The sequence below is a fragment of the Gordonia asplenii genome (genome assembly GCF_012933505.1).
GTDB lineage: Bacteria > Actinomycetota > Actinomycetes > Mycobacteriales > Mycobacteriaceae > Gordonia > Gordonia asplenii.
In genome coordinates this window covers 184162-202796 of the sequence record NZ_JABBNB010000005.1, presented here as the reverse complement: position 1 = coordinate 202796, position 18635 = coordinate 184162, and the positions used below count along the sequence as shown (strand labels likewise).

The following is an 18635-nucleotide window of genomic DNA, read 5'->3' as shown; positions in this document are numbered from 1 at the left end:
GAGGGCACTCCACGGATGAGCCGCGGGCTCGTTCGCCGTAAGTTTGCGGTCATGACACCTACGACGTCGAGGCGCGTATCCCGGGTGATCGACGCGGTCGTGTCGGTGTTGCTGGCACTCGGACAGATCGTCGTGGTCGTCGCCATGTTCGGCATCGCGCTGGGCGGCGGCATGGCCACCGGCAACTGCTTCCGGCCGGACCCGTGTGGGAGTCAGTCGTGGCTGACCGGCGGGATGTGGGTGGGAATCGTCGGGGCCGCGGTGATTCCCGTGGGCTCGTGGATTCTCGCGGGTGCGCGGGCCAGACGGGGCCGATACGCATGGTGGGTCGTGTTGTGCGGCTTGGTCCTGTTGGTCGTCGTCGCGACGGTGATGGCATGGATGATCCGGCAGGCCACGCCATGACGGACTGTCCCAAGAAACGATCGATCTCGCTGAAACGACGAACGCACCCAAGGGTGAAAACCCTTGGGTGCGTTGGCCGTTGCCGCTAGGCGACTACGACGCGTCCGCTTCGCCTGCCTTCGACAATTCGATCGGGGCGTCGGGCACGGCGCGCGGCTTGTCCGATCCGACGAAGGTGAACTTCGCCTGATCTCCGTCGCCCTCGCCGTCCCAGTTCTCGACGTCGACGAGAACGATCTGGCCCGGAGCGATGTCGCCGAACAGGATCTTCTCCGACAACTGATCCTCGATCTCGCGCTGGATCGTACGGCGCAGCGGGCGGGCACCGAGGACCGGGTCGAAGCCACGCTTGGACAGCAACGACTTCGCCTTGTCGGTGACCTCGATGGCCATGTCCTTGTTCTTCAGGGCACCCTCCACCCGGTTCAGCATGAGGTCGACCATCTGGATGATCTCTTCCTGCGTGAGCTGGTGGAACACGACGATGTCGTCGATGCGGTTGAGGAACTCGGGGCGGAAGTGCTTCTTCAACTCGTCGTTGACCTTGAGCTTCATCCGCTCGTAGTTCGACGTCGAGTCGTCGCCCTTGGTGAAGCCCAGCCCGACCGCCTTCGAGATGTCACTGGTGCCGAGGTTCGAGGTGAAGATCAGCACGGTGTTCTTGAAGTCGACCGTACGACCCTGACCGTCGGTGAGGCGACCGTCTTCGAGGACCTGCAACAGGGTGTTGTAGATCTCCGAGTGAGCCTTCTCGATTTCGTCGAACAGCACCACCGAGAACGGCTTGCGGCGCACCTTCTCGGTGAGCTGACCGCCCTCTTCGTACCCGACGTAGCCGGGAGGGGCACCGAACAGGCGCGATGCGGTGAAGCGGTCGTGGAACTCGCCCATGTCGATCTGGATGAGCGCGTCGTCGTCGCCGAACAGGAAGTTGGCCAGCGCCTTGGACAGTTCGGTCTTCCCGACGCCCGACGGCCCCGCGAAGATGAACGATCCGGACGGACGCTTGGGATCCTTCAGACCGGCGCGCGTGCGACGGATCGCCTTGGAGACGGCCTTGACGGCGTCTTCCTGGCCGATGATCCGCTTGTGCAGTTCGTCCTCCATGCGGAGCAGACGGGTGGTCTCCTCTTCGGTGAGCTTGAAGACGGGGATGCCGGTCCAGTTGCCGAGCACCTCGGCGATCTGCTCGTCGTCGACTTCCGCCACGACGTCCATATCGCCACTGCGCCACTGCTTTTCGCGTTCGGCGCGCTCGGCGACGAGGGTTTTCTCCTTGTCGCGCAGGCTCGCTGCCTTCTCGAAGTCCTGGGCGTCGATCGCCGATTCCTTCTCCTTGCGAGCGTCGGCGATGCGGTCGTCGAACTCACGCAGGTCTGGCGGTGCGGTCATCCGGCGGATACGCATGCGCGCGCCCGCCTCGTCGATGAGGTCGATCGCCTTGTCCGGCAGGAAGCGGTCGTTGATGTAGCGGTCGGCGAGCGTCGCCGCGGCGACCAGCGCGCCGTCGGTGATCGACACGCGGTGGTGCGATTCGTAACGGTCGCGCAGACCCTTGAGGATCTCGATGGTGTGCTCGACCGACGGCTCGCCCACCTGCACCGGCTGGAAACGGCGTTCCAGTGCGGCGTCCTTCTCGATGTACTTGCGGTACTCGTCGAGGGTGGTGGCGCCGATGGTCTGCAGTTCGCCGCGGGCCAGTTTCGGCTTGAGGATCGACGCGGCGTCGATCGCGCCCTCGGCGGCGCCCGCACCGACCAGCGTGTGCAGCTCGTCGATGAACAGAATGATGTCGCCGCGCGTGTTGATCTCCTTGAGGACCTTCTTCAGGCGCTCTTCGAAGTCGCCGCGGTAGCGGCTGCCGGCGACCAGCGACCCGAGGTCGAGGGTGTAGAGCTGCTTGTCCTTGAGGGTCTCGGGCACATTGCCGCTGACGATCGCCTGCGCCAGCCCTTCGACGACGGCGGTCTTGCCGACACCGGGCTCGCCGATCAGCACCGGGTTGTTCTTGGTGCGACGGCTCAGCACCTGCATGACCCGCTCGATTTCCTTTTCCCGGCCGATGACCGGGTCGAGTTTGCCCTCACTGGCCGCGGCGGTCAGGTTTCTGCCGAACTGGTCGAGGACCAGCGACGTCGACGGACTTCCCGACTCGGTGCTGCGTCCGCCGGTGCCCGCCTCCTGCGGCTCCTTGCCCTGGTAGCCCGAGAGCAGCTGGATGACCTGCTGGCGCACGCGATTGAGGTCGGCGCCGAGCTTGACGAGGACCTGAGCGGCGACGCCTTCACCCTCGCGGATCAGACCGAGCAGGATGTGCTCGGTGCCGATGTAGTTGTGGCCGAGCTGCAGTGCCTCACGCAGCGACAGCTCGAGGACTTTCTTGGCCCGCGGCGTGAACGGGATATGCCCCGACGGCGCCTGCTGGCCCTGGCCGATGATCTCCTCGACCTGGCTGCGGACGCCTTCGAGCGAGATGCCCAGCGACTCCAGCGCCTTGGCGGCGACCCCTTCACCCTCGTGGATCAAACCCAGCAGGATGTGCTCGGTGCCGATGTAGTTGTGATTGAGCATGCGCGCTTCTTCTTGGGCCAGAACCACAACCCGTCGAGCGCGATCGGTGAACCGTTCGAACATCGTTCTCCCTTTCCAAAAACCTTCGACCCCTTACCGCGGTGACACGACAAACAGCCTGCTTGGCTCAAGTCTAGTGGTCACGTATGCGCTGCTTGCAGTTAATGTGCACCCCGACGATCGACGCCGGGGCCCTGCTGCGGGTCTTGGAAGGCTCAACGTCGCAGGCAGGGGGTATGTTCCGGGGTCGCTACGCTTTGAGCGAACGGCACCGCGGGTTAGGCCCGCAGCGCGTTGATCAGCTGTTCGACGACGTCACGCGTCTCGCGGCGGGCCTGCTGCGCGTCGTCGGCGCGGGAAATGTAGAGGGCCAGTTCGTCGACGGCACCGAGGACGAGGTGTGCCAGCGGCCGCACCGGTTGGTCACGGAGTTGCCCGAGTTCGATCGCGTGGGTCAGCGCGGCCTCGATGGAGGCGAACGCATACTGCTCGCCACGCAGCCGCCACTGCTCCCACCCGAGGACCGCCGGAGCGTCGATCAAGATGATCCGGTTGACCGCCGGGTCGGCCATCCGCGCGATGAAGTCGTCGAATCCGACGATCAGGGCCCCGAGCGGATCGGCGGGGTCGGCTCCGGCGATCGCCTCGGCGGTCTGCCCGATGACTTGCGCCTCGACGTCGTCGAAGACCGCGGCGAACAGCGCGGCCTTGTCGCCGAACTGGTGATAGAGCGCGCCCCTGCTCACCCCCGCGGCGTCGACGATCATCTGCGTTCCGACGGCGGCATACCCGTGTTCGGCGAAGAGGGCGCGCGCGGCGTCGCGCAGGGCGAGTCGCGTCTTCGCGGTTCGCTCCGCCTGGGTTCGACCATTGACTTTCATACAGACTGTACGTAACTTTCATGCAAGATGTTTGTAAGTTCGAGCAAAGGATAGCTCCCGTGCAGCTCGCAGAATTGCCGTCCGGCCGAATCGAGTACGACGTCTACGGCCCCGACGACTCCACCCACCCGCCCGTACTGTTCGTGCACGGGGTGCTCGTAAACGGTCTGTTGTGGCGCGACGTCGCCGAACGCCTCGCCGCCCTGGGCTACCGCAGCTACGTCCCGACGTTCCCGCTCGGCGCACATCGCATCCCCGTCGAGGCGGGCAGCGAGCTGAGCCCGCCGGCGATCGCCCAGCTGATCCGGGAGTTCGTGCACGCCTTCGAACTCGACGACGCCACCCTCGTCGGCAACGACACCGGCGGCGGGCTGTGCCAGTTCGCACTCGGCGTCGAGCCGGATCTGGTCGGGCGCGTGGTGCTGACCAATTGCGACGCCTTCGACGTGTTCCCGCCGCAACCGTTCCGATTCGCCTTCAAACTGCTCAAGCGACCCGCAGTCCTGAACCTGGCCATGCCCGGATTCGGCACCGCGGCGCTGCGGCATTCGTGGCTCGGATTCGGTTTGCTCGCAACCCGACCCGACGCCCGCCTGACCGACGAGATGACCCGTTCGGTGCGCACCGATCCCGCAATCCGCGCCGATGCCGCCGCCGTCCTGGCCGCAATCGACGAGCTCGGCGACATGACGATGGCGACCAAGCGGATGTCGACGGTGCAGGTGCCGGTCACCGTGCTGTGGGGCATGGCTGACCGATGCTTCGGCGCGCCATTGGGCAAGCGCCTCGCTTCGACCTTCCCGAACGGACAGTTCGTCGAGGTGCCTCGATCTCGGACGTTCGTGTCGCTCGACGCCCCGCAGGCCGTCGTCGACGCCGTCGTAGCGATCGGGGACCAGGGTTGACTACGCTTGACCGATGGGCATGCCGCCGATCCAACCGTTCCCGTTCAGTGAGTCTTCGCCGCTGGCAACGGCTTTCACCTGGACGGGTACCGCCACACTGACCCCCGACCAGCAGGCGGCGCTCAATGTCGGCGCAATTCTCAACAGCACCAACGGTTTCGCGTGCGATACCCTCGCCGTCGGCGAATCGCCCGACGACGCTCGACGCCGGATGGTCGACTGGTGGGGCGTCGACAGCGCGGTATCGGCGCGAATCACGGTGGGCCGCTTACTCGATGGCATGCACAGCCGGGGTTTCGAGGTGGTGGCGCCGCTGGTCGCCGATGCGATCGACAGCACCGACGGACTCACCATCGACAATCATCGTGAGTTCCTCACCGCGCGGCTGATCGGTTCCACCCAGCCGATCGCCGGCGACGTCGACGACTACAACGCGCTCTACAACCTGCGGACCATGGATATTCTGCGCCCGGTGCTGCGCAACGAGAACTTCCCCGACCACATCCGCGCGTGGGACCTGGGACGTATCCCGTTCATCGTCCGGATGAGTCTGCGCTGCGGATACCTGACCGACGACGAGGTGTGGCCGTTGCTGAGCGCGGCGCTGTCCGCGGCCCGGGACTACTACGCGAACTGGCGGCAGTTCGCACACGGGTACCTGATCGGGCGCGCCTATTGGATGGCCGGCTACGACCTCAAGAAGGCCGGAACCGCGGCAAACGAGGTGGGCGCGATGATCAACGCCCTGCTGGTACGGCAGGACAGTCCGTGGCGGCGGCAGCCACTGGCGAGCTGAGTTCGGCCCGCTATGCGAAGATCCGCGCGATCGCGTCCCGCGCGGTGGGCTCGTCGAGCCCGCCGGATCGCTGGGCCTCCCGGATCGACATGAACCGTTTGAACTGATCGCGCACCCCGGCATCGTCGGCCTTGTCCAGTTGGTCGCGACGCTCGCTCATCTGTTTACGCGTCAGCCAGAAGATGCGCTGGTCGGTGATGTCGACGGGCAGCTTGTTGCTGGTGAAGATCTTGGTCCAGGACTCGTAGTCCTGCAGCTGTCCGATGAAGTACTTGCCGTCCTTGTCGCCGTGGGCGAATCCGAGGACCGCCGCGGCAGGCAGCTCGTAGGCGAAACCGCGCTTCTCGTCGGATCCGGCGGCTACCATCAACACGCGTTCGGTGGTCACCGCGAGGATGCCCCACAGCCCCTTGAACCAGGCGACCGCGGCATTGAGCAGCAGTTCGCGAGAGCTGAGGTAGGCGATCAGGTGTTCGGCGTCGGCATCGTCGGCGCCCGCCCACCACAGCGCCGCGGCGATGTCGGCGCGCTCACGCCCCGCCACACCGAAATTCGGTTCATCTCCCACAGATGCAATGTAGCCGCCCCCGCTGACATTCATTGCCGGTCGTAGGCTTCCCGCGCCAGTTCGACATCGCCGACACGGCCTTCGACGACGTCGATCAGTACCAGCAGCTGATCGGCGACGATCCGTCCGAGGTCGGTCAGCGAGTACTCAACCTTCGGCGGAATGGATTGCAGCACTTCACGATTGACGAATCCATCACGCTCGAGAGATTGGAGCGTCACCGACAGCATGCGCTCGCTGACACCGTCGACCCGGCGTCGAAGCGCACTGAACCGCAGGTCACCTTCGCGGAGCGCGGCCAGCGCGAGCAACCCCCAGCGACTGGTCACGGTCTGCAAGATGTCTCGCGACGCGCAGTTGCGCGCGAAGACGTCGGCTTCCAGGGTCGCATCGACGACGGGTTCTCCCGCGGACTCGTCAACCCTTCTCGGCTCCATGAATGTGAAGCATACGCCATCGCATGCGCTTACCCTGGTATTGACACTTACTTCTAGTAAGTGCATAGTGAGTGAGAAGCGCCCAAGACTTGGGCATCGTCGAGCGAGGAGACAATCCATGACCACCTATGCGGTAACCGGAGCAACCGGCGGACTGGGCAGCAGTGCGATCGACGCACTGTTGAGCAGCGGCATCGACGCAGCCGACGTCGTCGCGATCGTGCGCGACCCCGCTAAGGCGGCAACGCTGGCCGACGCCGGCGTCACCGTCCGCCGGGCCGACTACGACGACGTCGATGCACTGACCGCGGCCCTATCCGGAGTCGACCGGTTGCTGTTCGTATCGGGGTCGGAGATCGGCCGGCGGGCCACCCAGCATGCGAACGTGATCGCGGCGGCCAAGGCGGCGGGTGTGCCGTTCGTCGCCTACACCAGCCTGCTGCGCGCCGACGACAGTTCGTTGAGTCTCGCCGAGGAGCATCGCGCCACCGAGCAGGCCCTGGCCGAGAGCGGGATCAACCACTCGCTGCTGCGCAACGGCTGGTACTGGGAGAACTACGTCGCCTCGGCCGGGCCCGCCAGCGAATCGGGCACCCTCTACGGCGCTGCCGGCGACGGCCGGGTGGCTGCCGCGGCTCGCGCCGACTACGCGAAGGCCGCGGCGGCGGTGCTCACCTCCGACGCGCCACGCGCTGTCTACGAATTGGCGGGCGACGTATCGCTGAGCTACCCGCAGATCGCGGCGCAGATCTCCGACGCATCCGGGAAACCCGTTGCGTACCAGAACCTTTCCGAGGGCGACTACGCGGGCGCACTCGTCGGCGCCGGCCTCCCCGAACCGGTGGCCGCCATGCTGGCCGACTCCGACACCGGCGTGTCGAACGGGCAACTCGATTCGGCGTCGACCGACCTCGTCGACCTCATCGGGGGACCGGCGACGTCGTTCGCGCAGGTGCTGCGCACAGCGCTGTAGGTCGACGCCGGCGGCCGACGCCGATCCCGACCTTCGCCCGTGGAACCGCATGATTGACTGATAGCCATGTCAGGGCAGCGAAATTCGGTCACGCGGCGATTCGGGATCGGCACGGTGGTGGCGATCTGCAGCGTGCTGCTCGTGGCCGCGGTCGGCGTGGTCCTATCCATCAAGACCCCGCCGGCGACCGGCGACGGCCGGCTGCGCGACTATTCGTCGGCGCCCGACGTCGCCTGGACCGTCGACCGCGACACCCTGCCCGGCTACGGAGAGGGAACCGAGATCACCGTCGCCGGAACATGGATGGATCGCTGGTTGCTCGCCTACCCGTCCGGCCTCGGCCGCGCGTATCTCATGGTCAGCGCGGTCTCCGGACATCCCGTGTGGGACAACCCGATTCGGGTCGGGCTGGGCGGCTGCGCACTCAACGGCGACGGAATCGTGGGTTGCGCGATGCGACTGGGCGATCACCCCGACGGATTCTACCTCGCCGACCTCGACACCGGAAAGCTCAGCGCCCCAACAGATCTCGATGCGACGACGCAGGTCGTCGGGCTGGGTCAGAACTTCGTGCGCATCGACGACGCCGGATACCGGGTCATGCTCAGTAAACCGTCCGGCGAGGAGATCTGGACCCGCACCTTCGCCAGCGCCACCACCGCGCGATACGACGACGGGGTCCTCGTCGCCACCGGGTCCGACGGCACCAACGTCGTGCTCGACGCTGCGACCGGCGCAGGCGAATTGTCCTGCACCGCCTGCGACATCAGCCTCTACCCCACTGGAATCGCAGTGCAGCACAACACCTACGGCCACGAGGGCGTCGACTTCTACGGCATCGTCGACGGAGTGCTGAACACGTCGCAGCCGACATATCGAGCCACCCGCATACAACTCGTGCGTGGACGGTCGACGCTGCCCGTACTCACCGGCGTCGGCGAGGCCACGGTGCAGGATACTCAGGGGCACTTCGAGATTCGGGATCCCGCGAAACCGAAAGCGTTGTGGGCCATCACCGATCCGGAACTGTCGAAGGCCGGCGCGCGGCCATGCGGCGGCGCGGTCTCGTTCGCACTGAAGGATCGCTCACGAGTGGTGTATCGACTCTCCGACGGCCGGTCACTCGGCAAAGGTCCCTCGCCCGACGTCGGCAACCCCGATGCCGACATCGATCAGCTGACCTGCGTCGGAGCGTCGCCGTCGACGATGGTGTTCGCGAACAACAATCAGCTCAACGGATTCCGCATCGCCGACGGCACGCATTGGGAACTTCCGATCATCGGCACGGCGCAGGCCGTCGACGGCTACATCGTGCTGCATCAGGGACAGTCGATGTCGGTGCTGGCGCCGAACTGAGCGGTTGCGACTGCAGGCGACGCCCTGGCCCGGCAGAGCCTAGCCCAGCAGAAATGCCTGCAGCGCAGCGGAATACATCCAGACGTCGTCGACGCCCATCAGTTCCCGAGCGCTGTGCATCGCGAGCTGCGGCGCGCCGACGTCGACCGTGCGCAGTCCGGTCCGCGTCGCGGTGATCGGTCCGATGGTGGAACCGCAGGGCAGGTCCGCGCGGTGCACGTAACGCTGCAGTGGCACTCCGGCACGTTCGCATGCCAGCGCGAACACGGCCTCCCCCAACGCATCCGACGCATAGCGTAGGTTCTGGTTGACTTTCAGAACCGGGCCACCGTTGATCGCGATCCGGTGAGCCGGCTCGTGACGTTCGGGATAGTTCGGGTGCGTCGCGTGCGCCATGTCGCCCGACACGCAGACACTGGCCGCCATCGCACGATGGTAGTCGTCGCGGGAACCGCCGCGCGCCGACACGATCCGCTCGCAGACGGTAGCGAGGAAGTCCGACGCCGCGCCCCGCTCCGAGCCGCTGCCGACCTCTTCGTGGTCGAACAGGGCGAGCATTCGGATACCGTGCATCGGCACCTCGGTCTCGCCGGAGTCGAGCAGCGCCCGCAGCCCCGCATAGCAGGTCCCCTGGTTGTCCAGTCGGGGCGCACTCAGCAGATCTTGTTGTGCGCCAATGATTCTGCTCGGTGTCACGTCGTGCGTCATCAGTTCCCAGCCGAGCACCGCCGCGGGATCGATGTCGAGCTGTTGCGCGACCCAGTCGAGCAGCGGTGGCGCGTCGGCGACGCCGAAGATTCCGTCGACATGACGCTGCGGATCAAGGGCCACGCCCTTGCGGTCGTCGGACAGGTGAATCGCCAACTGCGGCACCCGAAGTACCGGCTCGGTGATGTGCACGAGCTGGTGCGCGACCGTGGTCGAATCGCGATAAGCGAGGCGACCGGACAAGCCGAGGTCACGGTCGAGCCAGGAGTTCAGCCAGGCACCGCCGTACGATTCGAGACCGACCATCGCGACGCCCGCCGACGTCTTGTCGGGGTGCTGTTTGACCCGCAGATTCGGGCTGTCGGTATGACCGCCGACGATGCGGAAGTCGCCGTTGCCGGTCGCCGACGACCACGCGATGATCGACCCGCCGCGAATCACGTAGAACGAGCCGCCGCTACCCATCCACGGGTCGGTCTCGGCCAGCTCACGGAAGCCGGCCGCGTCGAGTTCGCTTGCGACGCTGGCACATACGTGAAACGGCGACGGCGAAGCGTCGATGAATTCGCCGAGACCGACCGCACTCGCCGACGTGTCGAGCGTCATCGGGATCAGGCGGTCGCCAGCACGGCGTCGAGCACCGAGTAGAACAGGCCGAGCCCGTCGTCGCTGGGCCCGGTGAGTGCTTCGGTCGCGTGCTCGGGGTGCGGCATCAATCCGACGACACGGTTTTTCTCGCTGCAGATGCCGGCGATGTCGAGCTGCGATCCGTTGGGATTGCCGCCCGCATAGGAGAAGACGATGCGTCCCTCGCCCTTGAGCTCTTCGAGCTTCTCGTCCGAGGCGACGTAGCGACCTTCGCCGGACTTCAACGGCACCAGGATCTCGGCGCCGAGGTCGAATCGCGAGGTCCACGCGGTGGTGTTGTTCTCGACTTTGAGCCACTGGTCGCGGCAGATGAAGTGCAAGCCCTCGTTGCGGGTGAGCGCGCCGGGGAGCAGACCCGCCTCGCACAGCACCTGAAAACCGTTGCAGATACCCAATACCGGCAGGCCCTTGTTCGCGGCGTCGACGACCGACCGCATCACCGGCGCGAACTTGGCGATCGCTCCCGCACGCAGGTAGTCGCCGTAGGAGAATCCGCCCGGAACGACGACGGCGTCGACTCCCTTGAGGTCGTCGTCGCCGTGCCACAGGTCGACCGACTCGGCGCCGGCGAGACGTACCGCCCGCGCGGCGTCGACGTCGTCGAGGGTGCCTGGAAACGTGATGACCCCGATGCGTGCGCTCACGTCAGGCCTCCACGCGGGTGACGTTGAAGTTCTCGATGACGGTGTTGGTCAGCAGCTCCTCGGCGATGCGCTCCAGAGCGAGGTCGTCGACGGTGTCGTCGACTTCGAGCTCGAAACGCTTGCCCTGCCGGACATCGACGATGCCGGAGAATCCGAGCCGGCCCAGTGCACCGACAATCGCCTGCCCCTGAGGATCGAGAATCTCGGCCTTGGGCATCACGTCGACAACCACACGCGCCATGTAAGAGCACTCCTTATAGGTGGAGACGCCGCGGGGATGACCGCGGCGTCGCACAAACCGGTCGCCTCAGCTTACCCGGCGCTTCGACGCGTGTTCGTTCTGGAGCGAGAGCACTGGCGTCGCGATATCAAGCGACCGCCGAGGGTCGGGCCGAGCGGCTACCGCCGTTTGCTGGTTGACCGGTGCCCGACGCGCCGTGTCTAGCGAACGCAGCGGGTCGAAGTGACGCGCCCGCGTCGAAACATGGTGAGACGAGTTACCAACTGTCGCTATGTGTTTGGTGCGCTGGCATCGTCGGGTTGCGTGGTTTCGACACGGGCCTTCGCTAACGCTCCGGCCCGGCTCAACCAGCGGAGTGGATGGTCAGTGCTAGCGCTGCGGCCCCAGGCTCAACCAGCGGAGTGGATGGTCATCGCCGGCGCTCCGGCACGGCTCAACCAGCGGACGAGGGAAGAATGCGACTTCAGCTCCGCCCCGACCACTCGAGCTAATCCAAAACAGCCTCGATGGCCGAGATGACCTCGGGCGCATCGGGTTCGGTGCGCGGACGGAAGCGGTTGACAACGGTGCCCGAGGCGTCGACGAGGAATTTCTCGAAGTTCCACTGGATGTCGCCGGCCTCGCCGTCGGCGTCGGCGGCCTCGGTGAGCTCGGCATAGAGTGGGTGGCGGCCCTCGCCGTTGACGTCGACCTTCTCCAGCAGCGGGAAGGTGACACCGTAGGTGGTCGAGCAGAAGGTCGCGATCTCTTCGGCGGTGCCCGGCTCCTGCCCCATGAACTGATTGCACGGCACACCGACGACCGTGAGGCCGCGGTCGCCGTAGGTCTTGGCGAGCTGTTCGAGCGCCGTGTACTGCGGGGTGAGGCCGCACTTGCTGGCGACGTTGACGACGAGGAGGGGCCCGGCGAAGTCGGCGAGGCTCAGGGCGCTGCCGTCGAGGGCGGTGACTGCGATGTTCTTGACGTTGCTCACGCTGTTCGACGCTACTCCAGGCGTGGGTCACGCACTCGCCCAGCATGTGGTTCGCGTCACGGAAAACGCCTGGACGTGCGCGAACTCACCATTAGTTGCGCTTGCGGTAATAGTTGCGTTGGCGTTACTTTTGTTCGCGTGCAACCAACCGTCTCTTCGTCCGACGACCCCGTCAGCGCCACCTGCGCGGTGATGGAACAGTTCTTCGAGCGCCTTACCTGCTCGGCGAAAGCTGCGACGATGGACAGCCTGGTCGCCACCGAACTCAGCCTCTCGCAGATGCGTTCGGTGTTCATCCTCGGTTCGCATGGTTCGCCGATGTCGGTCAACGAGCTCGCCGGTGAGCTCGGTCTGTCGCTCGCCGCCGCAGGTCGGGGCATCGACAAACTCGTCGGGCTCGACATCGTCGATCGGCGCGAAGACGCGTCGGATCGTCGCATCAAACGTATTTCCCTAACCGAAAAGGGGCGAGAGATCGTCGACGCCCAGATGTCGGTCAAAGAAGATCTGTTGCGCGACTTCGTATCTCGGCTCCCCGCCGAAGTCCGCGACAACCTCCGGTCCGCGTTGGACGCGGTAGTCAACGGCGACCACTACTTCGCAACCTCACTCTCACAGGAAGCTCACGCATGACGTCACCATCCTCGGCCGGCGCCACGAAGGCCCCGGACACCACCCTCGACCGGCATGTGCTGGTCGTCGCGGGCGTGGTCGTGCTCGGCGCGATCATGTCCATCCTCGACGTCACCGTCGTCTCGGTGGCACAGAACACTTTCCAGACCACCTTCAACACCGACGCCGCCGGCGCTGCCTGGACGATGACCGGCTACACCCTCGCGCTCGCATCGGTGATCCCGTTGTCCTCTTGGGCCGCAGCACGTTTCGGCACCAAGAAGGTGTACCTGACTTCGCTGGTCCTCTTCACCGCCGGTTCCGTTCTTTGTGCGCTGGCCCCGAATATCGGTGCACTGGTCGCGTTCCGCGTGGTCCAGGGTCTCGGCGGCGGCCTGCTCATGCCGATCGGCATGATGATCCTCACCAAGGCGGCCGGTCCGGAGCGGATCGGTTCGATCATGGCGGTGCTCGGCATCCCGATGCTGCTCGGCCCGATCGCCGGCCCCATCCTCGGCGGTCTGCTGATCGAGAAGGCATCGTGGCACTGGGTGTTCCTGATCAACGTCCCGGTCGGCATCGTGGCACTGATCTACTCGGCGCTGGTCCTCAAAGACGACGACGAGAAGTCGAAGCCGAAGATCGACATCGTCGGCCTGCTGATGCTGTCGCCCGGTCTCGCACTGTTCCTCTACGGCGTGTCGTCGAGCACCGAATCCGGCACCTTCATCACCCCCAAGGTGCTGATCCCGGCGATCGTCGGAGCCGTCCTGATCGGTCTGTTCATCCGCCACGCGTTGGTCGCCGACAAGCCGCTGCTCGATCTGCGCCTGTTCAAGAACAAGACGCTGACCATCTCGGTGGTCACGATGAGCATCTTCATGATCGCGTTCTTCGGGGCGTCGCTGCTCTACCCGCAGTACTTCATCGCCGTGCGCGGCGAGTCGACGCTGGCCGCTGGGCTGCTGCTCGCACCGCAGGGGCTGGGCGCCATGCTGACCATGCCGATCGCCGGTCGCATGACCGATAAGATCGGCCCCGGAAAGTTCGTGCTCGCGGGTATCGTGCTGATCTTCCTCGGCGTCGGCACCTTCACCTTCCTCGGTGCGGACACCCCGTACTGGTTGCTGTGCGGTGCGCTGTTCGTACAGGGCCTCGGCATGGGTATGACGATGATGCCGATCATGTCCGCAGCGTTGGCCACCCTGACCAACGCACAGGTGCCCGACGGTTCGACGATGATGAACGTCGTGCAGCAGACGGCGTCGTCGATCGGTACCGCCATCATCGGCGTGATCCTGGCGACCGGACTGAAGAACGACATGAAGGGCGGCGCGGCAGTGCTGTCCAACGTCGACCCGCAGAAGTACGACGCCGCGGTGGCCGCCCACATGGCTCCTCCGCAGCCCCCGCTGGAGTGGTTCGAGTCGGCGGCGAGCCACTACGGCACCGCGTTCATCGTCGCGACGGTCCTGGTCGCCGCCACCCTGATCCCGGCGTTCTTCTTGCCGCGCAAGAAGATCGAGTCACCACTCACCGAAGAAGAGATGGATCGTCAGCCGACGATCATGCACTGAGGTTCATCGCGAGATCTGCAAGAACAAACGGTCGGCAAGGGCATTTGGTCCTTGCCGACCGTTTGGTTGTGGGGGTGTGAATTCTCCAGTCGTCCACCCGGGTTCTGTTGTCCACAGATTCCGGCGCTGCGCGGCCGACCCGGGGGTTTGCCGCGCCCGCGACGCGGTACGTTCGTCGGCATGGGGAACGAAGGGGAATACAATGACCACCATGCCTACCGAGATGCCGGGGCTACCACGGGGACGTACGCTGGTCCGCGACGATCTGGACGCGATGCCCGATGACGGGCACCGGTACGAACTCCTAGACGGAATACTCATCGTGAGCCCCGCGCCGCGGATCAATCATCAGCGGGCGATCGGTCAGTTGTTCCTCGCGCTTCGCGCGGCCTGTCCGCCTGAACTGGAGGTTCTCTTCGCGCCCCTCGACGTCGTACTCGCCGAGGACACGGTGCTCCAGCCCGATCTGCTCGTCGCCCCACGCACAGCGTTCACCGAACGCGACCTCCCGACGGCTCCGTTGCTGGCGATCGAGGTGCTCTCACCGTCGACGCGGGGTGTCGACCTGTTGCTGAAGAAGGACCGACTCCGCCGAGCCGAGTGCGCCCACTACTGGGTTGTCGACCCAGACGAGCCGTCGATCACCGCATGGACCTTGCGGGACGGCGAGTACTGCACGATCGGCGCCGCGGTGGGCGCCCAGGAGTTGCTCGTCGACGACCCGTTCGTCGTCCGTGTGGTTCCGTCGGCGTTGCTGGGCTGAACGAGTCGGGCCACCCGCGTCGGTTACGCCACGCTCTTCGCGCGTTCCCCGCTACGGTAAGCCGCTCCCACTGCGCTGGTCGATTCGACGCTGCGGTGGTTGCTTCCCGCGACGGTAACCACGTCGGCGCGAGCACACCACCGCGGTGGGCAATCAGTCACCGCAGTGCGAACCTATTGCAGGGCGACGCTGGGTCGAAAGCCATTCCGTCCGTTGGTCTTTCGGCTCACGGCCCCTCGATACACCGAAGCTCGCGAGCTCGCTTCGGCACTCGGGGAGCGGAGGGCGCGGCTCCCAGACGAACACCGGCACTCGGGCAGCGAAGGGGCCGGCTCCCAGACGAACACGGCACTCGGGGAGCGGAGGGCTAGGCTCGCGAGCTCGCTTCGGCACTCGGGAGCGAAGGGCGCGGCTCCCAGACGAACATCGGCACGCGAGCTGATCGGAGGCGTCTCCCAATTACACTTCGGCGAGCGCCCACTATCTCTACAGCCAGCGCTGCGCAGCCCGCAGGTGCTCACGGAAGCCCGCGAAGCTCTCGATCACCTCGCCCGCGGTGCGCATCTGTGTCACCAGGCCCGCGGACTCACCCGCGTAAACCGGGGCCATCGCCGTATTACCTTGCGCACGAGCCTCTTTCATGGCAGCTGTCAGTTCGTCGGGAACATCGGCTTCCAGTTCGGACACCCGGTCCACCCACTGCGAGGTGAAGTCGTTGGCGAGGGCACGGCCGCCGTAGATCGTCGGCCAATTGAACCGCTGCGCGACGTCGAACGCACGGGTGTAGACGGTCTGATCGGTGTCGGCCGCGATCACCGCCTGCTTCGCCGAGTCTTTGAAGAGACTCTCCTCTGACGCGGCGAACGGTGTGCCGACCCAGGCTCCCGACGCTCCCGCGGCGAGCACCGCCGCCAGCCCCCGCGCCGTCGCGATGCCGCCCGCGGCGAGCACGGGCTTATCGGTGATGTCTAAGATCTGTTGCAGCAGAGGCAGAGTCGCGACTACTCCACGTCCGTGGCCACCGCCCTCATCGCCGCGGACCACTACGGCGTCGACACCCGCGTCGACCACGTCGACTGCTTCAGCCCGGGTACCCACCTGGGCGACGACGGCGATCCCGGCGTCGTGCACCCGGTCGAGGTATGGCCGCGGGTCGCCGAAACTGAGACTGATCACCGACGGGGCGTGCGCCAGGGTGACGTCGAGCAGCGCGGGATTGTCGGGTAGGGACCAGCACATCAGTCCGACCCCGAATACCCCACCGGCGCAAGCGATTTCCAGTTCGGGTGTGATCTGCTCGACGGTGGCGACATTGCCGACCCCGACCATGCCCAGACCTCCGGCGGCGGTGATCGCCGCGGCGAGTCGACCACCGGCCGCTCCGGCCATCGGTGCACCGACGACGGGCACTCGCAGACTGCCGAGCAGTTCGGCGACGTCAGTCATGGAGTGCTCCTGTCTGCTGCAGAATCCAGGCCAACTCGTACGCCGTCTCTTCCCACTGTTTGTACCGTCCCGAGACGCCGCCGTGTCCGGCCGACATCTCCGTCTTCAGCAGAATCGGATTGTCGGCGGTGGTGTTCTCCTGCAGCCGCGCAATCCATTTCGCCGCCTCGACGTAGAGCACCCGGGTGTCATTGAGGGAGTTGAGCGCCAGGATCGCCGGGTACGGTTTAGGCCCGACGTTCTCATAGGGCGAGTAGCTCTTCATGTACGCGTAGACGTCGGCGTTGTGCAGCGGGTCACCCCACTCGTCCCATTCGATGACCGTCAGCGGCAGCGACGGGTCGAGTATCGAGTTGAGCGCGTCGACGAACGGCACCGCCGCCAGAATCCCGTTGAACAGTTCCGGCGCAAGGTTGGCTACCGCCCCCATCAGCAGACCGCCCGCCGAACCACCCTCGGCCACAAGGTGTTTCGGATCAGTCCAGCCGCGATCGATGAGATGTCGGGCCGAGTCGACGAAGTCGGTGAAAGTGTTCTTCTTGGTGAGCGTCTTGCCGTTCTCGTACCAGTGTCGCCCGAGCTCACCTCCGCCGCGGATGTGGGCGATGACGAACACCACCCCCCGATCGAGCATCGACAGCCGCGACACCGAGAAGCCCGGATCCATGCTGGCCTCATACGAGCCGTACGCGTAGAGCAGCGTCGGATTCGGCGTACCCGGCTCAATTCCGTTGCGCCGCACGATCGACAGCGGAATTCGGGTGCCGTCGACGGCGGTCGCCCACTCGCGACTCTGGGTGTAGTCGCCCGGGTTGTAGTCGCCGAGGACCACCTGCCGCTTGAGCAGGGTCCGCTCTCCGGTCGCGACGTCGAGCGAGAACACCTCCGACGGTTCGATGAAGCTGGTGTAGCCGATGCGCAGGGTCGGCGTGGTGAACTCCGGATTGCCGCCCAGCCCAACGGAATACAGTTCCTGATCGAACGCCAGCGGCACGAAGTCGTCGGCCGTCGGCACACCGGCGATGGTGCGCAGGTCGGCGATCGCGGTCTGCGGCAACGCATTTTCGCGATAGCTCAGTACCAGGTAGTCGGCGAAGGCATCGACGCTCTCGATCCGGCGCTGCGTCGAATGACCGATCAGTTCTCGACGCCGGCCCGGGTCGCCGACCGGGGCGATGTCGACTGCGGAGTTGAGGTACTTGACACCGTCGCGCTCCTCGTTGTGGACGAACAGGAAGTAGTCGTCGCCGTCGATGACCGCGTGCTCGACGTCGTATTCCACACCCTCGATTCGCGGTGCGACACTGACGAATTCGCCGGTCGGGTCGTCGGCGGCGAGGACGAAGGCCTCCGAGGTGATCTTCGACCCGACGCCGATGACGAGGTACTCGCGGCTGCGGGTCAGCCCCATGCCGACCCAGTACCGTTCGTCGGGCTCATGGAAGACCTGCACATCGTCGGTGCCCGCACCGATGGCGTGGCGCCACACCGTATCCGGGCGCCAGGAGTCGTCGACGGTCTGATAGAAGACATGTTTCGCATCGCGCGACCACACCGCTCCGCCCGCGGTGTCGGCGATGACGTCGTCGAGCAGTTCGCCGGTGGTCAAGTTCTTGAAATGCAGCGTGTAGCGTTCGTTGCCGACGACGTCGATGCTGTAGGCCAGCCAGTCCCCGTCGGTGCTGACCGTCGCCGCGCCGAGGCTGAAGAAGTCGTGGCCCTGAGCTTCAATGTTGCTGTCCAGCAACACTTCCTCACCGGGCAGCGCTTCTCCCGGGCTGATCTGCGGCGGTGTCCAGTCGTCGTCGGAGGCGACCGGGCACCGGCACGACACCGTGTACTGCTTACCCTCCTCGGTGCGCACGAAGTACCAGTACTTGCCGAGCCGATAGGGCAGCGACATGTCGGTCTCCTGGACGCGACTCTTGATCTCGCCGAAAATCTGCGTGCGCAGGTCGGCAAGTTGGTCGGTGTGCGCTGCGGTGTAGGCGTTTTGAGCTTCGAGGTACGCGATGACCTCGGCATCGTCCTTGTCGCGCAGCCATTCGTAGTCGTCGATCACGGTGTCGCCATGATGAATCCGCTCGGCGGGAACCTTCTTCGCAACCGGCTTGCTCGGCACTGTAGCCAC

At 65.7% G+C, this 18635-nt stretch carries 18 protein-coding genes; 8 read left to right on the top strand and 10 right to left on the bottom strand.

Annotation, left to right across the window (positions count from 1 at the left end; translation table 11 throughout):
- Window positions 1-51: 51 nt before the first annotated feature.
- Window positions 52-405, top strand: a complete 354-nt coding sequence (locus tag HH308_RS06840) for a hypothetical protein (RefSeq protein ID WP_170193428.1) — start codon at window positions 52-54, stop codon at window positions 403-405.
- Window positions 406-498: 93 nt separating this feature from the next.
- Here the strand turns inward: HH308_RS06840 and HH308_RS06835 are convergent, their stop codons facing one another.
- Window positions 499-3039 carry an ATP-dependent Clp protease ATP-binding subunit gene (locus HH308_RS06835; RefSeq protein ID WP_170193427.1) on the bottom strand — a complete coding sequence of 847 codons (2541 nt, stop codon included), beginning with the start codon at window positions 3037-3039 and terminating at the stop codon, window positions 499-501.
- A gap of 215 nt (window positions 3040-3254) precedes the next feature.
- Window positions 3255-3857, bottom strand: a complete 603-nt coding sequence (locus HH308_RS06830; protein ID WP_170193426.1) for a TetR/AcrR family transcriptional regulator — start codon at window positions 3855-3857, stop codon at window positions 3255-3257.
- A gap of 59 nt (window positions 3858-3916) precedes the next feature.
- Between HH308_RS06830 and HH308_RS06825 the strand changes: the two genes are divergently transcribed.
- Both HH308_RS06825 and HH308_RS06820 read left to right on the top strand, forming a co-directional pair.
- Window positions 3917-4762, top strand: a complete 846-nt coding sequence (locus HH308_RS06825; RefSeq protein ID WP_170193425.1) for an alpha/beta fold hydrolase — start codon at window positions 3917-3919, stop codon at window positions 4760-4762.
- A gap of 13 nt (window positions 4763-4775) precedes the next feature.
- Window positions 4776-5558, top strand: coding sequence for a DUF1266 domain-containing protein (locus HH308_RS06820; protein ID WP_170193424.1), 783 nt, complete (start codon window positions 4776-4778; stop codon window positions 5556-5558).
- A gap of 10 nt (window positions 5559-5568) precedes the next feature.
- Here HH308_RS06820 and HH308_RS06815 read toward each other — a convergent pair whose 3' ends face one another.
- A complete protein-coding gene (locus tag HH308_RS06815) occupies window positions 5569-6126 on the bottom strand; it encodes a hypothetical protein (RefSeq protein ID WP_312870431.1) in 558 nt (185 codons plus the stop codon).
- Between the two features lie 29 nt (window positions 6127-6155).
- Window positions 6156-6563 carry a winged helix-turn-helix transcriptional regulator gene (locus tag HH308_RS06810; protein WP_170193422.1) on the bottom strand — a complete coding sequence of 136 codons (408 nt, stop codon included), beginning with the start codon at window positions 6561-6563 and terminating at the stop codon, window positions 6156-6158.
- 118 nt (window positions 6564-6681) lie between these two features.
- Between HH308_RS06810 and HH308_RS06805 the strand changes: the two genes are divergently transcribed.
- Window positions 6682-7536 carry an SDR family oxidoreductase gene (locus tag HH308_RS06805; RefSeq protein WP_170193421.1) on the top strand — a complete coding sequence of 285 codons (855 nt, stop codon included), beginning with the start codon at window positions 6682-6684 and terminating at the stop codon, window positions 7534-7536.
- 66 nt (window positions 7537-7602) lie between these two features.
- Window positions 7603-8892: a hypothetical protein gene (locus HH308_RS06800; RefSeq protein WP_170193420.1), complete on the top strand. Its 1290-nt coding sequence runs from the start codon at window positions 7603-7605 to the stop codon at window positions 8890-8892.
- Window positions 8893-8931: 39 nt separating this feature from the next.
- On the opposite strand, the gene HH308_RS06795 is transcribed toward HH308_RS06800, so the two are convergent.
- The 4 genes from HH308_RS06795 to HH308_RS06780 form a co-directional block, all read right to left on the bottom strand.
- Window positions 8932-10206 carry a M18 family aminopeptidase gene (locus tag HH308_RS06795; RefSeq protein ID WP_170193419.1) on the bottom strand — a complete coding sequence of 425 codons (1275 nt, stop codon included), beginning with the start codon at window positions 10204-10206 and terminating at the stop codon, window positions 8932-8934.
- 5 nt (window positions 10207-10211) lie between these two features.
- Complete coding sequence (gene purQ / locus HH308_RS06790; protein ID WP_170193418.1) at window positions 10212-10892, bottom strand: phosphoribosylformylglycinamidine synthase subunit PurQ; 681 nt, start codon at window positions 10890-10892, stop codon at window positions 10212-10214.
- A 1-nt stretch (window position 10893) separates the two neighbouring features.
- Window positions 10894-11133, bottom strand: coding sequence for a phosphoribosylformylglycinamidine synthase subunit PurS (gene purS, locus HH308_RS06785; protein WP_170193417.1), 240 nt, complete (start codon window positions 11131-11133; stop codon window positions 10894-10896).
- Between the two features lie 487 nt (window positions 11134-11620).
- Entirely contained in the window at window positions 11621-12106 is a 486-nt protein-coding gene (locus HH308_RS06780; protein ID WP_170193416.1) for a glutathione peroxidase, read from the bottom strand.
- Between the two features lie 138 nt (window positions 12107-12244).
- On the opposite strand from HH308_RS06780, the gene HH308_RS06775 reads away from it, so the two are divergent.
- From HH308_RS06775 to HH308_RS06765, 3 genes are all read left to right on the top strand, one after another.
- Complete coding sequence (locus HH308_RS06775) at window positions 12245-12739, top strand: MarR family winged helix-turn-helix transcriptional regulator (protein ID WP_312870429.1); 495 nt, start codon at window positions 12245-12247, stop codon at window positions 12737-12739.
- A complete protein-coding gene (locus tag HH308_RS06770) occupies window positions 12736-14295 on the top strand; it encodes a DHA2 family efflux MFS transporter permease subunit (RefSeq protein ID WP_170193415.1) in 1560 nt (519 codons plus the stop codon). The genes HH308_RS06775 and HH308_RS06770 overlap by 4 nt, the downstream gene beginning before the upstream one ends.
- Window positions 14296-14497: 202 nt before the next feature.
- The gene (locus HH308_RS06765) at window positions 14498-15058 is read left to right on the top strand and encodes a Uma2 family endonuclease (protein WP_170193414.1); all 561 of its coding nucleotides are present in this window, start codon (window positions 14498-14500) and stop codon (window positions 15056-15058) included.
- A 486-nt stretch (window positions 15059-15544) separates the two neighbouring features.
- On the opposite strand, the gene HH308_RS06760 is transcribed toward HH308_RS06765, so the two are convergent.
- Complete coding sequence (locus HH308_RS06760) at window positions 15545-16504, bottom strand: NAD(P)H-dependent flavin oxidoreductase (RefSeq protein ID WP_170193413.1); 960 nt, start codon at window positions 16502-16504, stop codon at window positions 15545-15547.
- A complete protein-coding gene (locus HH308_RS06755) occupies window positions 16497-18635 on the bottom strand; it encodes a S9 family peptidase (protein ID WP_170193412.1) in 2139 nt (712 codons plus the stop codon). The genes HH308_RS06760 and HH308_RS06755 overlap by 8 nt, the downstream gene beginning before the upstream one ends.